The 23,563-nt window shown below is 30.4% G+C and carries 21 protein-coding genes; 19 read left to right on the forward strand and 2 right to left on the reverse strand.

The window, feature by feature from the left end; genetic code table 11:
* Positions 1–13 precede the first annotated feature (13 nt).
* Positions 14–2,788, forward strand: coding sequence for an outer membrane beta-barrel protein (locus Q0958_RS00270; protein WP_299118289.1), 2,775 nt, complete (start codon positions 14–16; stop codon positions 2,786–2,788).
* A gap of 143 nt (positions 2,789–2,931) precedes the next feature.
* Positions 2,932–5,322 carry a GAF domain-containing protein gene (locus Q0958_RS00275; protein WP_299118290.1) on the forward strand — a complete coding sequence of 797 codons (2,391 nt, stop codon included), beginning with the start codon at positions 2,932–2,934 and terminating at the stop codon, positions 5,320–5,322.
* 16 nt (positions 5,323–5,338) lie between these two features.
* Here Q0958_RS00275 and Q0958_RS00280 read toward each other — a convergent pair whose 3' ends face one another.
* The gene (locus tag Q0958_RS00280; RefSeq protein WP_299118291.1) at positions 5,339–6,547 is read right to left on the reverse strand and encodes a Pycsar system effector family protein; all 1,209 of its coding nucleotides are present in this window, start codon (positions 6,545–6,547) and stop codon (positions 5,339–5,341) included.
* A gap of 189 nt (positions 6,548–6,736) precedes the next feature.
* On the opposite strand from Q0958_RS00280, the gene msrB reads away from it, so the two are divergent.
* From msrB to Q0958_RS00365, 17 genes are all read left to right on the forward strand, one after another.
* Positions 6,737–7,198: a peptide-methionine (R)-S-oxide reductase MsrB gene (gene msrB / locus Q0958_RS00285; RefSeq protein WP_299118292.1), complete on the forward strand. Its 462-nt coding sequence runs from the start codon at positions 6,737–6,739 to the stop codon at positions 7,196–7,198.
* Positions 7,188–7,727 carry a peptide-methionine (S)-S-oxide reductase MsrA gene (gene msrA / locus Q0958_RS00290; RefSeq protein WP_299118293.1) on the forward strand — a complete coding sequence of 180 codons (540 nt, stop codon included), beginning with the start codon at positions 7,188–7,190 and terminating at the stop codon, positions 7,725–7,727. Before msrB ends, msrA begins: the two co-directional genes overlap by 11 nt.
* Position 7,728: 1 nt before the next feature.
* Complete coding sequence (locus Q0958_RS00295; RefSeq protein ID WP_235273546.1) at positions 7,729–7,968, forward strand: glutaredoxin family protein; 240 nt, start codon at positions 7,729–7,731, stop codon at positions 7,966–7,968.
* On the forward strand, positions 7,947–8,468 hold the full coding sequence (locus Q0958_RS00300; protein WP_299118294.1) for a peptide-methionine (S)-S-oxide reductase: 522 nt from the start codon (positions 7,947–7,949) through the stop codon (positions 8,466–8,468). Before Q0958_RS00295 ends, Q0958_RS00300 begins: the two co-directional genes overlap by 22 nt.
* Complete coding sequence (locus Q0958_RS00305; protein WP_299118295.1) at positions 8,465–9,688, forward strand: bifunctional alpha/beta hydrolase/OsmC family protein; 1,224 nt, start codon at positions 8,465–8,467, stop codon at positions 9,686–9,688. The genes Q0958_RS00300 and Q0958_RS00305 overlap by 4 nt, the downstream gene beginning before the upstream one ends.
* A gap of 6 nt (positions 9,689–9,694) precedes the next feature.
* On the forward strand, positions 9,695–9,964 hold the full coding sequence (locus Q0958_RS00310; RefSeq protein WP_150899947.1) for a hypothetical protein: 270 nt from the start codon (positions 9,695–9,697) through the stop codon (positions 9,962–9,964).
* 5 nt (positions 9,965–9,969) lie between these two features.
* Positions 9,970–10,827 (forward strand): alpha/beta fold hydrolase, encoded by an 858-nt coding sequence (locus Q0958_RS00315; protein WP_299118299.1) that lies wholly within the window; start codon positions 9,970–9,972, stop codon positions 10,825–10,827.
* Complete coding sequence (locus Q0958_RS00320; protein WP_299118300.1) at positions 10,817–12,382, forward strand: protein adenylyltransferase SelO; 1,566 nt, start codon at positions 10,817–10,819, stop codon at positions 12,380–12,382. The genes Q0958_RS00315 and Q0958_RS00320 overlap by 11 nt, the downstream gene beginning before the upstream one ends.
* Before the next feature lie 181 nt (positions 12,383–12,563).
* Complete coding sequence (locus Q0958_RS00325; protein ID WP_299118301.1) at positions 12,564–13,169, forward strand: hypothetical protein; 606 nt, start codon at positions 12,564–12,566, stop codon at positions 13,167–13,169.
* Positions 13,170–13,269: 100 nt separating this feature from the next.
* The gene (locus Q0958_RS00330; protein ID WP_299118302.1) at positions 13,270–14,046 is read left to right on the forward strand and encodes an SDR family oxidoreductase; all 777 of its coding nucleotides are present in this window, start codon (positions 13,270–13,272) and stop codon (positions 14,044–14,046) included.
* A 50-nt stretch (positions 14,047–14,096) separates the two neighbouring features.
* Positions 14,097–15,005, forward strand: coding sequence for a helix-turn-helix domain-containing protein (locus tag Q0958_RS00335; RefSeq protein ID WP_299118304.1), 909 nt, complete (start codon positions 14,097–14,099; stop codon positions 15,003–15,005).
* 5 nt (positions 15,006–15,010) lie between these two features.
* A complete protein-coding gene (locus tag Q0958_RS00340) occupies positions 15,011–15,682 on the forward strand; it encodes an NAD-dependent epimerase/dehydratase family protein (protein WP_299118305.1) in 672 nt (223 codons plus the stop codon).
* A 3-nt stretch (positions 15,683–15,685) separates the two neighbouring features.
* Complete coding sequence (locus tag Q0958_RS00345) at positions 15,686–16,816, forward strand: MBL fold metallo-hydrolase (RefSeq protein ID WP_299118306.1); 1,131 nt, start codon at positions 15,686–15,688, stop codon at positions 16,814–16,816.
* A 26-nt stretch (positions 16,817–16,842) separates the two neighbouring features.
* On the forward strand, positions 16,843–17,862 hold the full coding sequence (locus tag Q0958_RS00350; protein WP_150899940.1) for an XdhC/CoxI family protein: 1,020 nt from the start codon (positions 16,843–16,845) through the stop codon (positions 17,860–17,862).
* 4 nt (positions 17,863–17,866) lie between these two features.
* A complete protein-coding gene (locus Q0958_RS00355; protein ID WP_299118307.1) occupies positions 17,867–18,445 on the forward strand; it encodes a nucleotidyltransferase family protein in 579 nt (192 codons plus the stop codon).
* A gap of 95 nt (positions 18,446–18,540) precedes the next feature.
* Complete coding sequence (locus Q0958_RS00360; RefSeq protein ID WP_299118308.1) at positions 18,541–22,245, forward strand: ShlB/FhaC/HecB family hemolysin secretion/activation protein; 3,705 nt, start codon at positions 18,541–18,543, stop codon at positions 22,243–22,245.
* 64 nt (positions 22,246–22,309) lie between these two features.
* Positions 22,310–22,681, forward strand: a complete 372-nt coding sequence (locus tag Q0958_RS00365) for a DUF423 domain-containing protein (RefSeq protein ID WP_150899937.1) — start codon at positions 22,310–22,312, stop codon at positions 22,679–22,681.
* Here the strand turns inward: Q0958_RS00365 and Q0958_RS00370 are convergent.
* The gene (locus Q0958_RS00370) at positions 22,664–23,524 is read right to left on the reverse strand and encodes a hypothetical protein (RefSeq protein WP_299118309.1); all 861 of its coding nucleotides are present in this window, start codon (positions 23,522–23,524) and stop codon (positions 22,664–22,666) included. The genes Q0958_RS00365 and Q0958_RS00370 overlap by 18 nt on opposite strands.
* Between the last annotated feature and the right edge of the window lie 39 nt (positions 23,525–23,563).

Genomic DNA, 23,563 nt, shown 5'->3' on the forward strand with positions numbered 1-23,563 from the left:
TGCTACAAAAACTATGAAAAAACTACTTTTTATTTTGGGCTTATTTCTTATTAGAAATATTTCGGCTCAATCATATCAATTTAAGATTACTGGAAAAATCAATTCTTTTAAAGAAAAGAAACCAATAGAAGCAGCTACTATTCATTTAGAAAGAGTTAAAGATTCCTCTGTAATTTCATACACTATTTCTAATGAAAAGGGTAACTTCTCTTTAGAAGGAAAATCATTTCATAAAGATTTAAAACTCTTCATTTCCTTTGTAGGAATGGACAACTACACCAAACTAATATCTTTAGATAAAAAAACAGATTTCAATCTAGGAATTATCAATTTAAAAGAGAATAGGAATTTATTAAATGAAGTCGTTATTAAGTCTAGAGCACCTATTACGATAAAAAAAGATACCGTAGAATTCAATGTAAAATCTTTTAAAACAAAAAAAGACGCCAATGTTGAAGATTTATTAAAAAAATTACCCGGTGTTGAAATTGATGAAGAAGGGAAAATAACTGTTAACGGTAAATCTGTAAATAAAATACTAGTAAATGGTAAACCTTTCTTTGGAAACGATCCTAGCATTACAACCAAAAACCTAACAAAAGATATTATTGAAAAAGTTCAGATTACCGATACAAAATCAAAATCTGAAGCGTTTTCTGGAGAAAAAGGTGACTCAGAAAACAAAACAATTAATCTTACTATAAAAAAAGAAAACAACAAAGGTTGGTTTGGTAGAATTTCTGCAGGGGGAGGAACAGATAAACGCTATGAAGCAGCTACAATGGTTAATCGCTTTGATAACAATCAACGATTTAGTGTTCTTGCTAGTTCAAACAACATTAACTCACCAGGTTTTAGTTTTGGTGAGATTCAAAAAATGTTTGGAGGCGGTGGTAGTACGTGGATTAACGGAAATGGAAGCTTTAGCATCAACGGAAGAAATTTTGGTGGTGGAAGTGGAATTATAAAATCAAAAACTGCTGGAGCTACTTATGCAGATGAATACGGAAAGGGGCTAGACATTAATGCAAATTATTTTTACTCAAGTAGTACTTCTAATAATGAATCAAAAAACAATAGAGAATACACTTTACCCGATAGAAACTATTTTACAACATCTTCTTCAAATTCAAATGATGAAAATCATAACCATAGTATAGACACTGAGCTAGATATAGAAATAGACTCTACTTTTCTCATAAATATTAAACCTTCGTTTGTTTATAATAAAAGAGAGGGGAATAATAGTATACAAGAAGAATCTTTAGACGAAAATAAAATACTAACTAATAGTTTTACTAGTAACTCATACTCAAAATCTACAGCTAATAATTTTAGGAATAAAATAGATATCACCAAAAAGTTAGGAAAAAATGGTTCATTCATTAAAGCCTATATTATTAATCAGGTAGATAAATCTGACTCTGAAGGTTTTAATAAATCAACAATCAATATTTTAGGAACTAATCCTAGTATAGAAAATAGAGATCAAAAAAGTACAACAACTAACAACTTAAATAGTTTAAAATCAAAAATTACATACAGACTTCCTTTAATCGCTAAAAAGTTCTTTTTAGATACGAAATATACTTTTACACAAGATGAAAGAGATAATAAAAGAGGAACCTTTGATTTTAATAACACAACTCAACAATACTCAGATTTTAATCAAGATTTAAGTTCAGATTTCACTTACAACGACATAGTTAAAACTCCTGCTGTAGAATTTGTATACAATACGAAAAAATGGCGTTTTAATATTGAAACAGGATTAGTAAATAGAACCTTAGAAAATAAAGATAAACTTAGACCTAACTTAAACTTAAAAAAGGAATTTAATAACTTATCATTAAGATCTAATTTCCGATATAGATTTGATTCTAAAGCCTCTTTGTCTTTTAACTATCGTATAAGCAATAGAGTTCCAAATATTAATCAATTACAACCGTTTTCTAATGTAAATAATCCATCAAATATTATTACAGGAAACCCTGAATTAAAACCTACACAAAACCACAGAATGTATATTAATTTCAACAAATTTAACTGGCAGGCTGGAACAGGGCTTTGGTTTTATATAAGTGGTAGCATGTTTAAAAACCAAATCGTTTCTAACACAACAATAGATGCTGATTTACGTAGAAACACCACTTATGAAAATGTTGATGGAGGTTACGATATTTGGAGTGGTGGTAATTATACTAAAAAAATAAAACTAGATTCTATTACTAGCTTAAAACTTAGAGCTGGAGCTAACATAAGTGCATATAAAAACTTTAATATTTTAAATAATGTAAAAGAAGGAGCAAGAACAACAGCACTAAGACCAAATCTTGGAATTACCTTAAATTGGAATAAACTTGTTTCTATAGAAACTAGATACGACATCTCTTTTTCAAAAACAAAATACGATATCAACACTAATCAAAATCAAAACTTTACTAGACACTCATTAAGAATATTAACAAGAACAAACTTCCCTAAAAAACTTGAGTGGAGAAATGACGTTAGATACACTTATAACCCGAATGTAATTGGCTTTAACAAAGCTGCTTGGTTTTGGAATGCAACTTTGGCATACTCAATTTTAAATGACAAAGGTTCTATTAGCTTAAAAGCTTATGATTTATTAAATCAAAACACAAATGCACAACGAAGAGCCATATCTAATTATGTAGAAGACTCACAAAGTACCGTTTTACAACAATATTTTATGTTAGGTTTTAGTTGGAAATTTAATAGCCTAGGTAAAAAAGGAAAAGTTAGAGAATATGATTTTCATTTCTAAAAAATAACTATAATTACAAGAGCCATTATTATTGAAATAATGGCTTTTTAATGTTTTATATAGCATTTTCGAAAGCAAAATAACCAAAAAACGACAAACTGTATACAATTTCGTAAATTTGCACATAGAAAGAAAGGAAACAAATGAAAATAAGGCAACCAAAAGATTTAAAGAACGTAGAACTACCAATGCAACTTCAAGTTAGCTTTGAAAAAATCTACCAAATGATTAGTGGTTTTGCTAGTGAAGAACAGAAAGACCATCCTTATCATGCTTCGGCAAACATTATGGTAAAGGAAATTCAAAAGTATCCAGAACTTATTACTGGATTTTCTGACTTGTCTTTATTAAAAAAGTATGAAGATATTATAGATCTTTTATTAGAAAATTTATTTCCTATTATTTTAACTAATAATGAGATAAAAGCCGCTACAATGCCTTTTACTTTCACTTCTTTTAAATTCACTGAGAGATTTGAAAACATTATTCAAAATGCAGGAGAGGATTACGATTTAAGAATTAGAGATTTTGAAGAAGGCACCATGTATATTATGGCTTGCACCCTAATTTTAGGATTAGTGTACAACACCCACATTGATTTAAAAAGACCTTTTTTCTTTGATATACCTGATAAAACAGCTGGAATTACAAAACATTATCGTGTTGCTTTTAACGGCGATTTCATGGAAATAACTCCAACTGAAAAAGCACCAAAACTTACAGAAGAAGATATCAAAATATTATTAGACAATTTTGATAATCCAGATGTATGGAGAGAAAAATTCCCTCCGAATTCATATATATTCAAAGGTTTTGGCATCATGAATTTATTTGATGTAACGGCTGACGAAACGATCTCTTCTATCAGAAACACCTTGTTAGAAAAACATGATGATAGTATTAATGAAAAACTTCAAAAAGACTTACGTGAATTTTTCAACATTAAAGATTTAACCACTGGCTTTTCACTTTTTGACACATCTCATTCTAAATTAGAATCAACACATATAAAAAAATCTGAAAGTCTTATTTTAAATGATGAATGCGCTATTAATTGCAATCATTTTTTCTGTGATTATATTTTGGAAAAAGTTTTTCATCAGACTGAGACTATTGCCATTTCTGATATTGAAAAATATGGTAAACAATCTAATCAGAATTTCTTCTACAAACGTTTAAAAGAAAAAAACATTGGTAGTCTTTTATTAATTCCAATAAAAGCTTCTAATAGCGATGATCTTGCTTTAATAGAAATAGCTTCTCCTAGACCTTATGAATTAAATTCTTTAAACCAACAAAAGTTAAAAGATTTAATTCCAGTTTTCGAAGCTGCTATTGAGCGTTCTGCTGATGAATATCAAAATGTTTTAGAAGCAACCATTCAGGAACATTACACTTCTATTCATCCTTCAGTAAAATGGCGTTTTTATGAAGCAGCAGAAAATTATCAAACAGATATTTTCAACAAGGAAGAAGATATAAAACTTGATCAAATTGTTTTTGACAACGTTTATCCTCTATATGGACAATCTGATATTAAAGGATCATCTATAGCTAGAAACAATGCAATAAAAGAAGATTTAACAACACAGCTTGATTTAGGGATTTTAGTATTAAAAGAAGCTTGCAAATCTGAACAACTACCTATTTACAACGAATTAATGTTCCGCATTAAAGAATACTCGCATGAGGTAGAAATTGGATTAAAAGCTGGAGATGAAATTGGTATTTTAGATTTTTTAAAACGAGAAATATATCCTGTTTTTAATCATATCAAAGAAATAAACAGTGAGTTACATTCCTTAGTGAACACTTATATGGATCGTTTAGACCCTAATTTACAGGTAGTGTATGAAAAACGTAAAGCTTACGAACATAGTGTGACTTTGTTAAACAATAAACTAGCTAAGTTTATAGACTCTAAACAAGAAGAAGCACAAAAAATGTTTCCTCACTATTTTGAACGCTATAAAACAGATGGGGTTGAATACAATATGTATATAGGACAGTCTTTAACAAAGACAAAAAAGTACGACGATTTATATTTATATAACTTAAGATTATGGCAATTACAAGTTATGTGCGAAATGGAAAACGTTGCAAATACGGCACGCAAATCTATGGAACACGACTTACAAGTAGCTTCGTTAATCCTAGTACATAGCAATCCGTTAGCTATTAAATTTAGAATGGATGAAAAACAATTTGACGTTGACGGCGCTTACAATATTCGTTATGAGATTATAAAAAAGCGTATTGATAAAGCACATATAAAAAACACAAATGAACGTTTAACTGTTCCTGGTAAAATAGCCATTGTATACTCTCAAGATAAAGATGCTGATGAGTACTTAAAATACATTAAGTATTTACAGTCTAAAAATCAATTAGGAGAAATTGAAAAATTAGATTTGGAAGATTTACAAGGTGTATCTGGCTTAAAAGCTTTACGTGCTGAAGTTATTTATCAAAAAGAATTTGACAGTCAAAAAACAATCACAATAGATCAATTAATGGATGAGTTTAAAGCATAAACTCATCCATTTTATTTTATGAAGCAGCAGCTGCTACTTCTTGTATTTGAAATGCTATTGCAAATGCCATTACACTTACAATAATACCAATCATAAATACGGTATACGTAGTTCTTAACAATTTATACTTTCTGTTTAAAACCAATCCTAAAAAGTATAAGTCTTTGGTAAGTGAACCATATAAATAATCGCGATCTTTCATCATTTCATCCATGGCCCATTCAAATTCAGGTAATTTCATTTGATGAAAATTTCCAAAGAATAATAAATTCACCTTTTTATTCGCTACGTCTTCTTTTGTAAACTTACCTTCAGTTACATTAGGCCTTGTTGCCATGACCGATAAAATAATAGACGCCACTGTAAATGCAATAAATACTAATGAAGGTATTATTAAATAATGATTTGATGGATTATCTAACTTAGGAATCAACGTAGATAATGCCATAGAAATAATAATAGCATTAACCGATAATAAAATATTAGCTTTCGTATCGGCAATATCACTTAAAGTTATATGATTTCTTAAAGCAACACGGAACATTGTTTCAATACCTCTTTCTGGTAACTCAACTTTATTCTTTTTAAAATCTAGCTCGTCTTTTTTCTGTTTAAGCTTAGTATTCTCTTGCTTTATTTTTTTCTGAGTTTTTAATAATTGAGCTAGGTTTTTACTTTCAGTTTTACTCCAATTTTTTGCAGCAAAATCTGTGTAAAAACGATGCTTGGTCATAAACTTAATATTTTCTTCATTCCATTCTACATCAGAAACAACATGATCCTTAGTTAACTCCCACTCTTTCCTCAATAAAGAAGTGTAATCACTAAAATTCTTACTTCCTAAATGAGCACAGTCCGCATCGCGAATTATTTTTTCTCCTTCGGTTTTAGGCTTAGTTCCCATTTTGGTTGCCATTATTAAACCTGAAACCTCAGCAATAATAGCTTCAGAAATATTTTTCTCTTTAAGAAAACTTTCAGCTATTTTCACACTTTCTTCCTCATGATTATCCATAGATACAGTATATCCAGTATCATGAAACCATGCTGCTAAAATTAAATTATTAGCAGAAGCTTCTTCAACTTTTAATCCTTCAATCAATTCTTTAGTTTTTTCAACTACGCGTTGTGTATGAAAAAGGTTATGATATACAAATGAAGGTTTCAACTTTTCATTCAAAAAGTTTACTACAAAATTCTCTGCTTCAATTAATAAATTTTCCATCAAAAAGGTTTTTGCTAAATTAAAAATAATATTTAACTCTAGTTAAACGTAAGTTTATTGAGTTTAGTACGACTACCTTATTGTTTAATACCTTAAGATATAGTACAAAATCGAGATTATAATTGATTGTGTACTATATTTTTTGTCCAAAATTTTCATATTTTTAATTAAAACAGAAAGGACTATAATATGCTAACTTGGAACAACATTATTCATTTTGCTGTAAACGGAAATCCAACTCCAAATAAAAGAGTTGAAAAAACTGAAGCAGAATGGCAACAATTATTAACCCCAGAACAATTTAGAATTACACGTTTAAAAGGAACTGAACGTCCTTTTTCTGGTGAATTGTGTTCTGTTTATGATGAAGGACAATACAACTGTATTTGCTGCAACACGCCTTTATTTGATTCAACAATTAAATTTAACTCAAGCTCGGGATGGCCTAGTTTTACACAGCCTATTAAAGAAAACGCTATACAATATCATCGAGATACTACACTTGGAATGGTACGAGTAGAAGTTTTATGTAATACTTGTGATGCTCATTTGGGGCATGTTTTCCCAGATGGTCCTGAACCAAGTGGATTACGTTATTGTATTAACTCAGAATCTATGCAACTAGAAACGGAGGGCAACAATGGAGAATAAAAACATAGAAATTGCCACGTTAGGTGGTGGTTGCTTTTGGTGTACTGAAGCAGTATTTCAAGAAGTAAAAGGAGTTGTAAAAGTTGTATCTGGTTATTCAGGAGGAAATGTACCTGGGCATCCAACCTACAGAGAAATTTGCTCTGGTTTAACAGGACATGCAGAGGTTATACAAATAACTTTTGATGCTGATATTATTTCATATCAAGAAATATTAATCATTTTTATGACAACGCATGATCCTACAACACTAAATAGACAAGGTGCAGACAGAGGAACTCAATATCGGTCGGTGATATATTATCATAATAATGAGCAAAAAAAAATCGCTGAAGTAGTTTCAAAAGAGGTTGCTCCTTTTTATGAAAACCCGATTGTTACAGAGATAAGCCCTTTAGCTACTTTTTACGAAGCAGAAAAGGAACATCAAGATTATTACGCTAGGAATCAATCACAAGGGTATTGCAGTTTTGTTATTACACCAAAATTGGCAAAACTCAGAAAATTACATGCAGATAAACTGAAATAGTATGATTAAATTATACGGAGCACAACGTTGTCATAAGACACAATACTATCAAAATTATTTAAAAACGCGTAACATAAGTTACGCGTTTTTCGATGTTGAAAAGAACGAGTTATATGCTGAAGAATTACGCAATTTATACGAAAACAGAAGGCTAAACTTCCCTACAATTACCATTGGTAAGAAAAGACTTAGAAATCCGACAGATAAAGAGTTAAACAAATGGTTACAAAAACTAAAATAGCATTTGGAGGAGGTTGTCATTGGTGCACAGAAGCCGTGTTTCAATCTTTAGTAGGCGTAAATAAAGTAGAACAAGGTTTTATTGCTTCTACCAATGAAGACAGTACATTTTCAGAAGCAGTTATTGTACACTTTAATCCAGAAGAAATTTCCTTAGAAACATTAATTGAAATTCATCTTCATACACATAAGAGCACATCACAACATTCAATGAGAAAAAAATACAGATCGGCAATTTATGTATTTTCAAAAGAACAAAAGTTAGATGCTACTCAAATCATAAAAAGTCTACAAAAAAGCTTTCATCAAAAAATAATTACACAGGTATTAGATTTTGTAGAATTTAAAGCTTCAGATGAAAGGTTAATAAACTACTACTATTCAAATGCTAAAAAACCTTTTTGTGAAAAATTTATCAACCCAAAATTAAAAACACTTTTAGCTAATTTTTCCAAACATGTAAATAGAAATAAGCTAAATCATGTAAGTCCATCATTATGAGAATAACAAAACTTAATATTACCAATAAAAAAGGTTACAAGCTACAAGCTTATTTAGAACTACCAGTAAATCAAAAACCTAATTACTATGCTATTTTTGCACACTGTTTTACTTGTAGTAGTACTTTAGGAGCTGTTAAAAACATTAGTCGTTCTCTAACAAAACACGGTTTTGGAGTCATACGTTTTGATTTTACAGGTTTAGGACGAAGCGAAGGAAACTTTTCTGAAAGTTACTTTTCAGCAAACGTTGATGATCTTATTGCTGTAAACAACTATATAACCGAGCATTTTGAAGCTCCATGTTTATTAATAGGACATTCATTAGGTGGTGCAGCCGCTATTGTTTCTGCTTCTAAATTAGAGAATATAAAAGCGGTAGCTACTATTGGAGCTCCTGCAGATGTAGCACATGTAAAACATTTATTTTCTCACGGAATTGAAAATATAGAAAATGAAGATTCAGTTGAAGTAAATATTGGGGGAAGACCTTTTAAAATTAATCAAGAGTTTGTTTCTGATTTCGATAAAATAAACTTAGCAGAGGTTACCAAATCACTTCGCAAACCTATATTAATTTTACACTCTCCTGTAGATACAATTGTAGGGGTTAATAATGCTCAGGAACTTTATTTAAACGCTCATCACCCTAAAAGCTTTATTAGCTTAGATAATGCTGATCATTTATTATCTGACCCAAAAGACAGTATCTATGCAGGTAATGTTATAGGTACATGGGTAGCTCGTTATTTTCCTCAAAAAGAAAATACAATGCTAGAAACTAAAGGAGAACAACTAGTTGGTCATCTAAATTTGGTGGAAGATAATTTTACAACAACAATTCAATCTAAGAATCATACTTTAATTGCAGACGAGCCTGCTTCTGTAGGAGGTGATGATTTTGGCCCTTCTCCTTACGAATATTTAAACGCTGGACTAATTGCCTGTACAGCTATGACTTTGAAATTATATGCAGAACGTAAAAAATGGGATTTACAAGAAGTCTTTGTTTATGTTACTCATTCTAGAAAACATAGTGATGATTTAGGAATTGAAATAGAAAAACCTAAATACCTAGATCATATTAGTAAAAAATTAAAATTTGTTGGCAATTTAGATGAACAACAAAAAGAACGATTAAAAGAAATTGCTTCTAAATGTCCAGTACATAAAACTTTAGCTAGCCAAGTAATTTTTAACACAACAATCATAGAAAATTAACAAATTATGAACCTAATAAACAATTTAAAAAGCTATTTTAAAACAAGAACAGAAGGAAATAACACCTTAAATGCTCCTGAAGGAGTATGCCCTAACTGCTGGGGAAAACAGGAGTGGGAAGGAGAATTTTACAAGAAGATTAAAGTAAATAATATTACACCAGAGCATAATACATATGATAATTTCATTCATGAAGTAGCCTCTAAACTTGATAAAATTACCTTAAAAGAAGATATCTTAATATGCGAAACTTGTAATGTAAGTTATAAAAATTAACACCAATGGACTATTCTGATTTTAGAGAATCTCAACAATTTTTCAATACTAAAGATGGGAAAATAGCCTATATCGATCAAGGAACTGGACCTACCTTGCTTCTACTCCATGGAATTCCAACATCTGGTTGGTTATATAGAAAAATGATTCCATTATTAGTAAAAAAAGGATACAGAGTTATAGCTCCTGATATGCTAGGCTTTGGAACAAGTGATTCACCCAAAAGCTATGAGGCTTACATTGAAAAAAAGCAAGCAAAGCGAATTTTAGCGTTAATGGATTTTCTAAAAATTAAAGAATGGACACATATTTTTCATGATGCAAGTGGTTTATGGACATGGGAATTATGCAAACTGAGCCCTGAAAGAATAAAAAGACTTGTAATTTTAAACACAATAATATATACCGAAGGCTTCAAGCCTCCTATGCGATTTGGAAAAAATCTTTTTACTAAAATAGTAATGTCGTTATACACCTTTAAAATAACGAACAATCTTCTCATCAAAAACCTTTTTAAAATGGGACTTGTAGAGAACACACTATCCAAAACAGATTTAGAAGGATATCAAAAACCATTGTTAGAAGGTAAAAATAAAGCTATGTATTATTTTTTTTCTAGAACATGTCATAACCTTCCTAACTATAAAGAAGTATTAAACAAACTACAAATACCTACCATGGTTATTTGGGGAAAGGAAGATGAGTTTTTAAAATGGACTCCACAAGAAATGTTAGTTTCAAAAGATTTAAAAATTAATCGTAAGAATATTCATCAAATAGACGCTAAACATTTTATACAAGAAGAAAAACCAGAAGAAATTAGTAATTTTATCCATTCATTTATTCAAGATAATGAAGCTTAAAAACCACGATACTTTTAATACTGAATTGCCTGCTGATAAGATATTAGAAAATTCACGCAGACAAGTTCTAGATGCTTGTTTTTCTTATGTAGCACCTAAAAAAACGACAAAACCACAATTATTACATGTTTCCGAAGAAATGCTAGAAGCAATTGGTCTAACTTCAGAAGATGCTTCCTCTAACAAATTTCTAAATATATTTACTGGAAATGAAGTTATAGAAAACACACATCCATATGCAATGTGTTATGGCGGACATCAATTTGGTAATTGGGCTGGACAGTTGGGAGATGGACGTGCTATTAATTTAACTGAAGTTGTACACAATAATAAGCGTTGGGCAATTCAATTAAAAGGAGCTGGAGAAACTCCATATTCAAGAACTGCCGATGGATTAGCTGTATTACGCTCGTCAATTAGAGAATATTTATGTAGCGAAGCAATGTTTCATTTAGGAGTTCCAACTACTAGAGCTTTATCTCTAAGTTTATCTGGCGATCAAGTTTTACGTGATGTATTATACAATGGAAATCCTGCTTATGAAAAAGGAGCTATTGTTTCACGTTTAGCGCCAAGTTTTATTCGTTTTGGAAATTTTGAAATTCTAGCTGCACGCAAACAGCATTTAATACTTCAAGAGTTAGTTGATTACACTATAAAACATTTTTACCCAGAGATTACATCAACAGGAAAACAAAAATATCTTGACTTTTTAACGCAAATTCGCAATCGTACAATAGACATGATTGTACATTGGCAACGTGTTGGTTTTGTTCACGGTGTAATGAACACAGACAACATGTCAATACTAGGGTTAACTATAGATTATGGACCTTATGGCTGGTTAGAAGGTTATGATTTAGGATGGACTCCTAATACTACAGACAGGCAACATAAAAGATATCGTTACGGAAATCAATCACATATTGGACTGTGGAATTTATTCAAACTAGCCAATGCCTTATATCCTATTATTGAAGAAGTAGATCCTTTGCAAAAAATATTAGATGAGTATTCTGATATTTATAATGAAAAACATCTTCAAATGATGAAGTCTAAAATTGGAGTATTTTCTGAACATAAAGACGATAAAGAATTAATTGGTCGTTTAGAGGAAACATTACAACTAACAGAAACTGATATGACTATTTTCTTTAGAAAACTAGCCAATGTTTCTATTGAAGATAATGTTGATGTTGCTTTCAAAAAAGTTGAAAACGCTTTTTATACACCCAATGAAATTACTCAAGAAATAAAAAATTATTGGGAAAACTGGTTTAATAGATATTTTAAAAGATTACAACAAGAAAACAGTTCTGACACTGAAAGAAAACAAAAAATGAATTCAGTAAATCCAAAATATGTTTTTAGAAACTATATGGCTCAATTAGCAATAGATGACGCTGATAAAGGCGATTATAAATTAATTGATGAATTCTACACATTATTTAAAAACCCTTATTCAGAACAACCAGAATTCGAAAAATGGTTTGCAAAACGACCTGAATGGGCACGTCATAAAGTTGGTTGTTCTATGCTAAGCTGTAGTTCGTAAAACACTAAATTAATATTATTACAAAAACACCTCTTTGAATTATGAGGTGTTTTTTTATGCTCCAATTTTACATCTGTAATATATATACAAGCATCAGTAAAATGTATACATACACACTATCAAACCATTATAATTTTACACCATAAATAACTGAAAGTTAAAATCGTAAAATTTAAAACCAATGAAAAAACTAATAGCTTTTATATTCCTATTAACTACAATTAATGGAATTTCACAAAACAGAAACTGGAGCACAAAAACATCAAAAGATGGAAAAACTGTTGTTAAATATGACATTATAAAAAACAATGGCAAAACACATATTTATTATACAGTAGAAACCAAAGGAGATATTTCAATAGAAAAGATTGAAAACTATTTTTCCGTTTCAGAAAACCATAAACAATTTTTAGAAAACACTACAAAAAGCGAACAAATAAAGAAAACATCCGATACCGAATGGACTACTTATTATTATTTTGATGCTCCTTGGCCAATGCCTAATAGTGATGCTGTCCTAAATTTTAAAACAACTAAAACAAATACTACAGTTGCTTTTACAGGAACTTCAGCTCCTAAAAGTTATAAAACGACAGATGTAAAACGCATGGAAACATATAACATCAAATACAGTTTTGAAAAAATTAATGACAATTCCACTAAAGTTATCATCTCGGCAGATTTTGTTCCTATTGGCTCAGTACCAAAATGGTTATTAAAAGGTTGGTTTCCTAAAGGACCCGCTGCAATTGCAAGTAGATTACTAAAAGAAGCTTCTAAACAGTAAAATGTATACATCAATCTGTAATATATATACACCTAACCTACTCATGTACAATAATTTTGCATTGTAAACAACAATTAAATAAAACATAAAAACATATATCATGAAAAAAGTAGCATTAATCACTGGAGCTAGTAGTGGAATTGGTAAAGAATTAGCTATAATTCATGCTCAAAAAAAAGGAAATCTAATTCTGGTTGCTAGAAGATTAGATAAATTAGAAGAACTTAAAATTGAATTAGAAGTAAAATTCGGCATCACCGTTATAACCATAGCTAAAGATTTAAGCATACCAAATGCAGCTAAAGAACTATATAATGAAATTCAAGAAATGAATGTTCAGGTTGAATTCTTAATAAACAATGCAGGTTTTGGTTTACGTGGTAAATTCCATGAATTGCCTTGGGAACGTCAACAACAAATGATAAACTTAAATATGGTTGCTTTAACAGAGTTAATGTATTTATTTTTACCAGCAATGGTAGCTCGCAATAGAGGTAAAATCTTAAACACTTCATCAACAGCTTCTTTTATGCCTGGGCCTTTACAAGCTATTTACTTTGCTACTAAATCATATGTTACTTTTTTAAGTAATGCTATTGCAGAAGAATTGCACGATACCAACGTTACTGTAACCAACTTAATGCCTGGCGCTACTGAAACTGAATTTGCAAAAACTTCTGGCATGGATGAAACAGGATTATTTGAAAAAACTGTAACTGCAAAATCTGTAGCTGAAGATGGTTATAAAGCAATGGAACAAGGGAAATTAGACGTTGTTTCTGGATTAACTTTTAGCCAAAAGTTAATGATGAAATCAATTCCTTTTACACCTAAAAAGACCATCTTAAAACAAATACGCAAAATGCAAGAAGTCTAAATAGTGTATATTGTATTATAAATTAAAACTTGATTAGCGTTTAAAGAGACATGAAAGAAATAATTCATATAAAATCTATTACTGAAATTAATAAAACCTTTGGTTCACCAGCTCCGAAACACCCATTAATTGCCATTATGTGGGCTAAAGATTTCCCAGATTTTAGTCAATTTTATGGTATTAAATACAACTCTGATTTATTTACAGTATCTCTAAAAGATGGTATTGAAGGTGTAATGGGATATGGACGTAACAATTATGACTTTCAAGAAGGAACAATGGTTTTCTCTAAACCTAATCAAGTAGTTTCAATAGAAGAAAAAAAAGTAGCCAAAGATGCTAAAGGATGGACCCTAATATTCCACCCAGACTTAATTAGAAAATCTGAATTAGGTAAAACGATAAATCAATATTCATTTTTTGATTACGAAGTACACGAAGCACTACACTTATCTGAAGAGGAAAAAGATATATTAACCGACTTAGTACAAAAAATTGAATTAGAAATTAATCAGAATATCGATAAGCATAGTCAGAAGTTAATTATATCTACCCTTGAACTTATTTTAGATTATTGTAATCGTTATTACGACCGTCAATTTTATGTTCGTACCAATCTTCATCAAGACCATGTAACAGAACTCGCAACATTACTTCGTGAATATTTTTCATCAGACAAACCTTCAAAACTAGGACTTCCATCGGTAAAGTATTGTGGAGAGCAATTAAATATGTCTCCAAACTATTTAAGTGATTTATTAAAAAAAGAGACAGGAAAAAGTGCTAAAGATCATATTTATGCTTTTGTAGTAAACAAAGCAAAAAACAAACTATTAGGCACAACAGATTCTGTTAGTGAAATTGCTTACGATTTAGGTTTTGAATACCCACAACATTTCAGCAAACTTTTTAAAAAACAAACAGGAACAAGCCCTGCAAAATACAGATTTCAAAATTAAAAATCATGAAAAGAGTAATTATTACGGGATCTACCGGTATGGTAGGAAAAGGCGTATTATTGGAATGTTTAGATGATGTCAATATTGAAAAAGTATTGGTAATTAATCGTTCTACTTTAAATATCCAACACTCAAAGTTAGAAGAAGTTTTACTAAAAGACTTTTCACAACTATCATCTATCAAAGATAAGTTGATAGGCTATGATGCTTGTTTCTTTTGTATGGGGATTTCTTCCGTAGGAATGAGCGAAGAAAAATACATACAAATTACATTCAATATTGTCAAGGTCTTTTCTGATGTTTTGCATAAAATAAATCCAAATATGGTTTTCAATTACGTTTCTGGTGCTGGAACAGATAACTCAGAAAATGGAAGTAGCATGTGGGCTCGTGTAAAAGGGAAAACTGAAAATTATATTTTTAACAAAGGATTTAAAGATACTTATGCATTTCGTCCTGGAGCCATCATTCCAGAAAAAGGAATCAAATCGAGAACCAACTGGTATAATATTATTTATATACTTCTAACTCCTTTTTTTGGTTTAATGAAAAAATCAAAAAACATTACAACTACTACAAAAATCGGTTTAGCGATGATAAACTCTTTACATCATACACAAACCTTAAAACACTTAGAAAATAAAGACATAAATGTCTTAGCTGAAAAGCTTTCTTAACTCATGAAAAAACTTTTTAAAAAAATGACAATCGCAGTTATTTCAATAATTGCAATTTTTATAATTGCATACCTACTATTTGTTAATTTCAATCCAGTATTTGGAGGAAATATTTCAAAAGAATTACAAGCAGAATATGTAAAATCTAAAAACTATAAAAACGGTAAATTTCACAATATTGGAGGGATAGAGCAAAAAATGACATTTGACAAAACCATCGACATTTTAAAACAAATGTTGTTTGAAAAATTTCCGAATGCTAAACCTAAAAAAGAACTTCCAATATTAAAAGCTGATTCTACTAATATTGCTAATTATAAAGAAGCAACTAGACTTCTTTGGTTTGGACATTCAGCATTTTTATTACAAACCAATAATAAAAATATTCTAATAGATCCAATGCTTACAGAAATGCCTTCTCCTATTTCAAGAGATGCGCAGCGAAGATTTAATAAAGAAATTCCAATTGAAATTGAACAGCTTCCCAAAATAGACGTTATTCTAATTTCACACGATCATTACGATCATTTAGATTATGAATCTATTAAACGTTTAAAAAATAAAGTAGCACATTATATCGTTCCTTTAGGAGTTAGTACACATTTAAAAGCTTGGGGAATACCTGATAATAAAATTACAGAACTAGATTGGTGGCAAGAAATTGATTATAAAAACATAAAATTTATTTGTACTCCTTCCCAACATTTTTCGGGAAGAAGATTCGAAAATAACGGAAGTACATTATGGAGTTCTTGGGTTATTAAAACTGAAACAGATAATTTATTTTTCAGTGGAGATAGCGGTTATAACTCACATTTTAAAGAAATTGGAAACAAATATGGTCCTTTTGACTTAGCCTTAATGGAATGTGGACAATACAATAAAATGTGGCCTGAAATACATATGATGCCAGAAGAAACTGTACAGGCAGGAATAGATGTACAAGCAAAAAAAATGATGCCTATTCACTGGGGAGCATTTCGTTTAGCTATGCACGATTGGAACGATCCTATTATAAGGGTTTCAAAAAAAGCAGCAGAGCTCAACCTACCTTTAGTTGTTCCTAAAATAGGTGAACCAATCATTATTGAAGATAAAATTAAAGCGTATTCAACATGGTGGAATAACGAATAAAAATACTTTTTGTAAATTGATGGCTTATGACATATGAATTCAAAGAAATTATTCAACAAACTATACGAAATCAACAAAACAACATTCACAATGTTTTGGCTACTGTAGTTGATCTAGATGGATCTTCCTATAGAAAACCCGGTGTTAGGATGTTACTTTCTTCCGATGGAAATATGATAGGTGCAGTAAGTGGTGGTTGTGTAGAAAAAGAAGTACAAAGAAGAGCACAAACAGTTTTTGAAACTGGAGTATCTAAAATAATAACTTATGATGGTCGCTATCGATTAGGTTGTGAAGGTATTTTGTATATACTACTAGAGCCTTTCAAAATTTCTTCAGAATTTATAAATGTATTTACCAACAGTTTAGAAAATAGAGAATCATTTAATATTCAATCTTTTTATAAAAAAGAAGATGAAGCATATGGTAATTTTAGTTCTATAATTAAATTTCAAAACAATAAAAATTTTTCTTTTTTTGAAGGAAATGAACCTGCAAACTTTAAAGATTTACAAGTATTCTCTCAAACCTTATCTCCCTTATTTCGTTTATTAATTATTGGAGGAGAACACGATGCTGTAAAACTATGCAAACAAGCTGTACAACTAGGCTGGGAAGTTGATGTAGTTACATCAATTAAAGACCCAAAACAATTATCTGATTTTCCAGGAGCAAAATCGGTAATAGCACAAACTCCAGAAGTTATCGATTTGAAAAACATTAACCAAGATACAGCTGTGGTTATTATGAATCATAATTTTACATACGACCTACGTTGGTTAATAAAACTACAAGAACAAAACCCTGTTTATATAGGAATTTTAGGAGCAGCCAAACGACGAGAAAAACTATTCAATGAGCTGTTTGAATTTTCTCCTGAAGTATCCGACAATTTCCTTGAAAAAATCCATACCCCAGCCGGATTAAACATTGGCGCAGAAACACCCGAAGAAATAGCCTTGTCTATTTTAGCAGAAATATTATCAGTAATTCGTAAAAAAGAGGTATTCTCATTAAAAAAAGTAACAGGTCGAATTCATAGTTAACTATATGCAAAAAACCGCAATTATCTTATTAGCAGCAGGAAGTTCATCAAGAATGGGAACTATAAAACAAGCACTCCCATATAAAAAAACAACTCTTTTAGGTTGGTCTCTTAAAACCGCAATACAATCAAATGCTAATAGTGTTTTTTGTGTTTTGGGAGCTAATAAAAAAACTTTAGAGAAAATAGTACAGAAAAACGAAGTTCCTATTATTACAAATCCGAATTATAAAAAAGGGTTAAGCTCAAGTATAATTGCAGGCATACTTCAAGTTGAAGAAAATTATGACAATGTATTGATTATGTTGGCTGACCAACCAAGTATTACCAGTGAATATCTTAATGAGTTAATCAAAATATCCTCTGAAAATCCAGAAAAAATTATAGCTTCAAACTATAATGAAAAAGCAGGAGTTCCCGTAGTTTTCCCAAAAGCATATTTTAATGATTTAAAAACATTAAAAGGAGACAATGGTGCAAAGATGTTTTTGAAAGAAAATCTTTCCGCAATTATTAAAATGCCCTCTACTAATTTGGTTGATATTGACACACTTAAAGATTATAAAAACTTAATCGATTCTTAGCATTTAAAACAAGCTGCTAAAACCGTTTATTTTATAGCCACTTTGTAGCTCTAATGGTAAAAAAGAGGTAAATTTACACTACTAAACACCGAACCATGAATTCAGTAAAATCATTTCTATATTTTATAACAATTATGTTGCTGATTGGTTGTGCTTCTTACAATGCAAAGTATGCTGATAAGACTGCTCCAAAAACAGTAACTACCAATAAAAAAATAGCACATTCCTTTTATTTAATTGGAGATGCAGGTAATGCAGAAATGGGAAAAACAATCCCGTCTTTAACCTATTTTCAAGAAGCCTTAAACAAATCAGATAAAAATTCGACAGCTTTATTTTTGGGTGATAATGTATATCCTTATGGAGTACCTAAAAAAAGTAGTAAAGAAAGAGCCTTAGCTGAACATAGAATACAAACACAAATTGATGCTGTAAAAGACTTCAAAGGAAAACCAATTTTTATTCCTGGGAATCACGATTGGTACAACGGATTAAAAGGATTAAAGCGTCAAGAAAAAATAGTAGAAAAAGCCTTAGGTAAAAATTCTTTTTTACCAGAAGATGGTTGTGGTTTAAAAAAGATTGAAATAAACGACGATATAACATTAATTATTATTGATAGCCGTTGGTTTATTGCCGATTGGGACAAACACCCTACTATTAACGAAGACTGTGATATTAAAACTCGTGAACGTTTTATTGATGAAGTTTGGGGATTATTTAAAAAGAACCGTTACAAAAATGTTGTGGTAGCAATGCATCACCCAATGTTTAGTAATGGACCTCATGGAGGAAGTTATTCTTTTAAAGACCATATGAAACCATTTCCTATTTTAGGAACATTAAAAAACGGATTACGCACTCATGTAGGAATTCAAACCGATATTTTTAATAAAAACTACACTGATTTTGTAAAACAACTACAAACTATTGCTGGTGACTTTAGACAAAATATTGTTTTTGTATCTGGTCACGAACACAATTTACAATATATTGAAGACAACCCAGTAGACGAAAACATTCTTAATTACGGGAAATTCAAACAAATAATTAGCGGTTCAGGTTCAAAACAATCAGCTGCCTTAGCAAACTATGGAGCTCAATTTACTTATGGAAATCATGGATATGCTATTTTAAATTATTATACAGATGGTTCTGCTATTGTTGAATTTTATTCGGCAAATGAAAAAGATGGAAACAAATTATTATTTAGCAAAGAAATTATAAAGCCTAAAAAAACACAAGAGTATAATAGTTTCCCAGAATATGATGCTCACAAAGAATTCGTAGAAACATCTATTTACGATAAAGAAAGTACAGATGTAAGTGGCTTCCATAAATTTATGTGGGGCGATTTACATAGAGAAAAATATGGTAAAAAAGTAAAAGTTCCTGTTTTAGAACTTGACAAAGTTTACGGTGGTTTAAAACCAATTCGAAGAGGTGGAGGAAACCAAACCAACTCACTACGATTAGAAAATCCAGATGGTAAACAATACGTTTTACGATCTATTGTAAAAGATGGAAGTCGTATTATGGGAGGTATTTTAAAAGGTACATTTTTAGTAGATGTAGTTCAGGATATCTTTACCATGTCGCATCCTTATGCAGCATTTGTTATTCCAGATATGGCTAAATCGGTAAATATTTACCATACCAATCCTAAGTTATATTACATGCCTAAACAACCAATTTTAGGACAATACAATGATATTTTTGGAGGAAGTTTATATTTATTGGAAGAACGTCCTGCTGGAGATAGAAGCGAATTAGACAACTTTGGAAACTCAAAGAAAATAGTAAACACCTTTGATGTTTTAGAGAAAATAAGAAAGAATGGTAAACACTCAGTTGATCAAGATTGGGCAATACGTTCTCGTTTGTTTGACATGGTTATTGGTGACTGGGACAGGCACGAAGACCAATGGCGTTGGGCTTCTTTTAAAACTGATGATGGAAAAACTTTTTATCGCCCTATTCCAAGAGATAGAGATCAACCTTTTTCTAAATTTGATGGAGTTATGATTCCACTTTTTCAACAGTTTGCTCCTTTAGTAAAAAATATGCAAACTTTTGAAGATGATATTAAAGACATGAAATGGTACAACAATTACCCTCGATTCTTTGATGCTGAATTTTTAAATAAATTAACTCTAGATGATTGGTATAAACAAGCCGATTACATTCAAAAGAACTTAACCGATGAAGTAATTGAAAAAGCTATTAAACAATTACCTAAATCTATTTATGATATTGATGGTGAAGAAACTATTGCTAAAATAAAAGCACGTAGAAACAAGTTAAAAGATATAGCTAAACGTTATTACGAAAAACAAGCAAAAATTGTTTATGTAGTTGGAACTGATAAAAAAGATAAATTTATTATCAAACGTTTAAATGATGATGAAACCAATGTAACTGTATTTAGAAAAGATAACGAAATTTACAATCGTACATTTAAAACAAAAGAAACTAAAGAGGTACAGTTATATGGTTTAAATGGTGATGATGAATTTTTAATTTCAGGAGATGTAAATGATGGTATTTTATTAAGAATCATTGGAGGACAAGATCATGATGTTTATACAGATGATTCTAAAGTTTCTGGATGGAGCAAGAAAACAAAAATCTACGATTACAAATCGAAGAAAAACACGGTAAATCCAAGTTCTGAAACAGCCGATTTACGTTCTGATAATTACTTCAAAAACACGTACAATCACCGTGATATTAATAATAACACAACCGTAGTTTTTCCTAATATAGGAAGCAACCCTGATGATGGTTTCTTTTTCGGAGCTACGCTTACATATACCAAACAAGGATTTAAAAAACGCCCTTTTGGAAGTCAACATATAGTTTCTGCAAATTATTACTCATCAACAAGTGGTTATGATGTAGAATACAATGGAGAGTTTACTGAGTTTATTGGAAACTGGAGTTTACATTTAAAAGCAAAAGTTACTAGCGACAATTATTCTATCAACTTCTTTGGATGGGGGAATGACTCTTCATTCTTAATGCCTACTGGAGACATGGATGAAGATTTAGATTTTTATAGAGTAAAAAGAAGCGAATTAAGCTTTACTCCTTCGTTATTAAGAAGGCTTAGAGGCGGTAGTATTGTAAAACTATCAGCTTCTGTTGAAGGTTATGAAATTCAAAACACTCCAAATAGAAATATTACCAATTTTAATCAATCACCAATTAATATTTTCGACACAAATTATTTCTTAGGTGGTGAATTAAGCTTTACCCACAATCGAGTAGATAATGCTAGTTTCCCTACGAAAGGAATGAATTTTGAAGCATCTATTGGAGCTAAAACAAAGTCGGATGATTTTGATAGACGTTTTGGATACATTAAAAGTTCATTAGCTTTTTATCAAAACTTAGTACAAAACCGTTCTTTAGTTTTTGCTTCAGAAATTGGAACTCACATCAATATTGGAAATAGATTTGAATTTTACCAAGGAGCAACTTTAGGTGGAGATAAAAGCTTAAGAGGTTTTAATCGTCAACGTTTTACTGGTACAGAAAGCTTTTACCATTCAAATGATTTACGTTTACGTTTTGGACGCTTAAACACTGGTATTATGCCAATGAAAATAGGAATCACTGGAGGATTTGATTATGGACGTGTTTGGTCTCCATACTCTCCAAACTCTACTACTTGGCATACAAGTTATGGTGGATCTGTTTGGTTAAGTGGTATCGATTTATTCACCATGAATATCTCATATTTCCAAGGAAACTCTAACGAAGATAGATTTGCCTTCGGAATTGGATTCTCTTTTTAATTCGTAATTATTAACTTAAAATATAAAGACTTTACATTGCATTCGTAAAGTCTTTTTTCTTCTTATGATAACACAACAAACTATATTAATTTCTGGAGCTATTTTCGGAATGTTAGCTGTAATTTTTGGTGCTTTTGGAGCACATGCTTTAAAAAAGATATTATCAGACGATCAATTAAAATCGTTTGAAACTGGAGTAAAATATCAAATGTATCATGCAATTGTATTGCTTTTTGTAGGTACAAACTTTTCTACTCCAAATCAATTAATGGGTTGGTCTTTTATTTTAGGAATCATCCTTTTTTCTTTTAGCATTTACGGTTTGGTATTGTCTGATGCAAAAGGTAAAAAAATGAAGTTTTTAGGGCCAATTACTCCTTTAGGTGGCTTATTATTAATTGTTGGTTGGGCAATGATGTTATTGAGCTTTATTTAAGCTAAACTCATACAACATTCCTCCTTCTAAATGGTCTCTCTCATCAGCAATAAAGAGGGTATTGTTATCTTTAAAAGCAACACTCTCTTTTTGAGAAACATGTCCTAAAGGAAGTTCTTTTACATCTCCTGATATAAAATTATCACCTTTAAAATTTGTAAATAAATAAACCGATTGGTGATTTAATAAAACAACTTTTTTCCCATCTGGTGATATTGCTGCGGAAGTAATCCAACAATGAAAATCGCTACAAGCTTCAAAAGATGAAACATATTTTGCTGTGTAACGTCCTTTTACTGCTGGAATTTTATATAAACTAGTTTCTCCGTAGTTTCCTTTTACTCTGCTTTTAGTAAAAATGTATAACGAACCATCTTTATACAACAAGCTTTCAGCATCAAAAAAACGTTTCTTCTTTTTAGGTGGAAACTTTTCCTGATTAGGATATGAGAACTTTATTTTTTCAACATCAACCTCATCATTATTTAATAAATCTTCATTCTTAATTTTCAAGATTTTTAAATTCTTTCTCTTGTTACCATTGTTACCAAAATCAGCAATATACAAGTTCCCTTCATCATCAGAAGTAAGATCTTCCCAATCGTGGTTTTTAGCGTTTACAACTACTTCTCTTATAATATTTCCTTTGGTATCAACACCGTAAATAACAGGAGCATTCCCACTATCATTAAGCATCCATAATAAATCTGAATTCTTAATTTTTTGAACTCCAGAAACTTCTTCTAAAATATCGGGTAAACTGGCTAATACTTTTAACTGTCCAAAATTTTGACAACTAGCAATTAACAAAAATGATAGTAGAATTAGGCTTTTTTTTATCATTATAAAATGAGTTGAATTAACAATTTCTAAATTGTATGA

It is taken from the genome of uncultured Tenacibaculum sp., from assembly GCF_947499065.1.
Classification (GTDB): Bacteria; Bacteroidota; Bacteroidia; order Flavobacteriales; family Flavobacteriaceae; genus Polaribacter.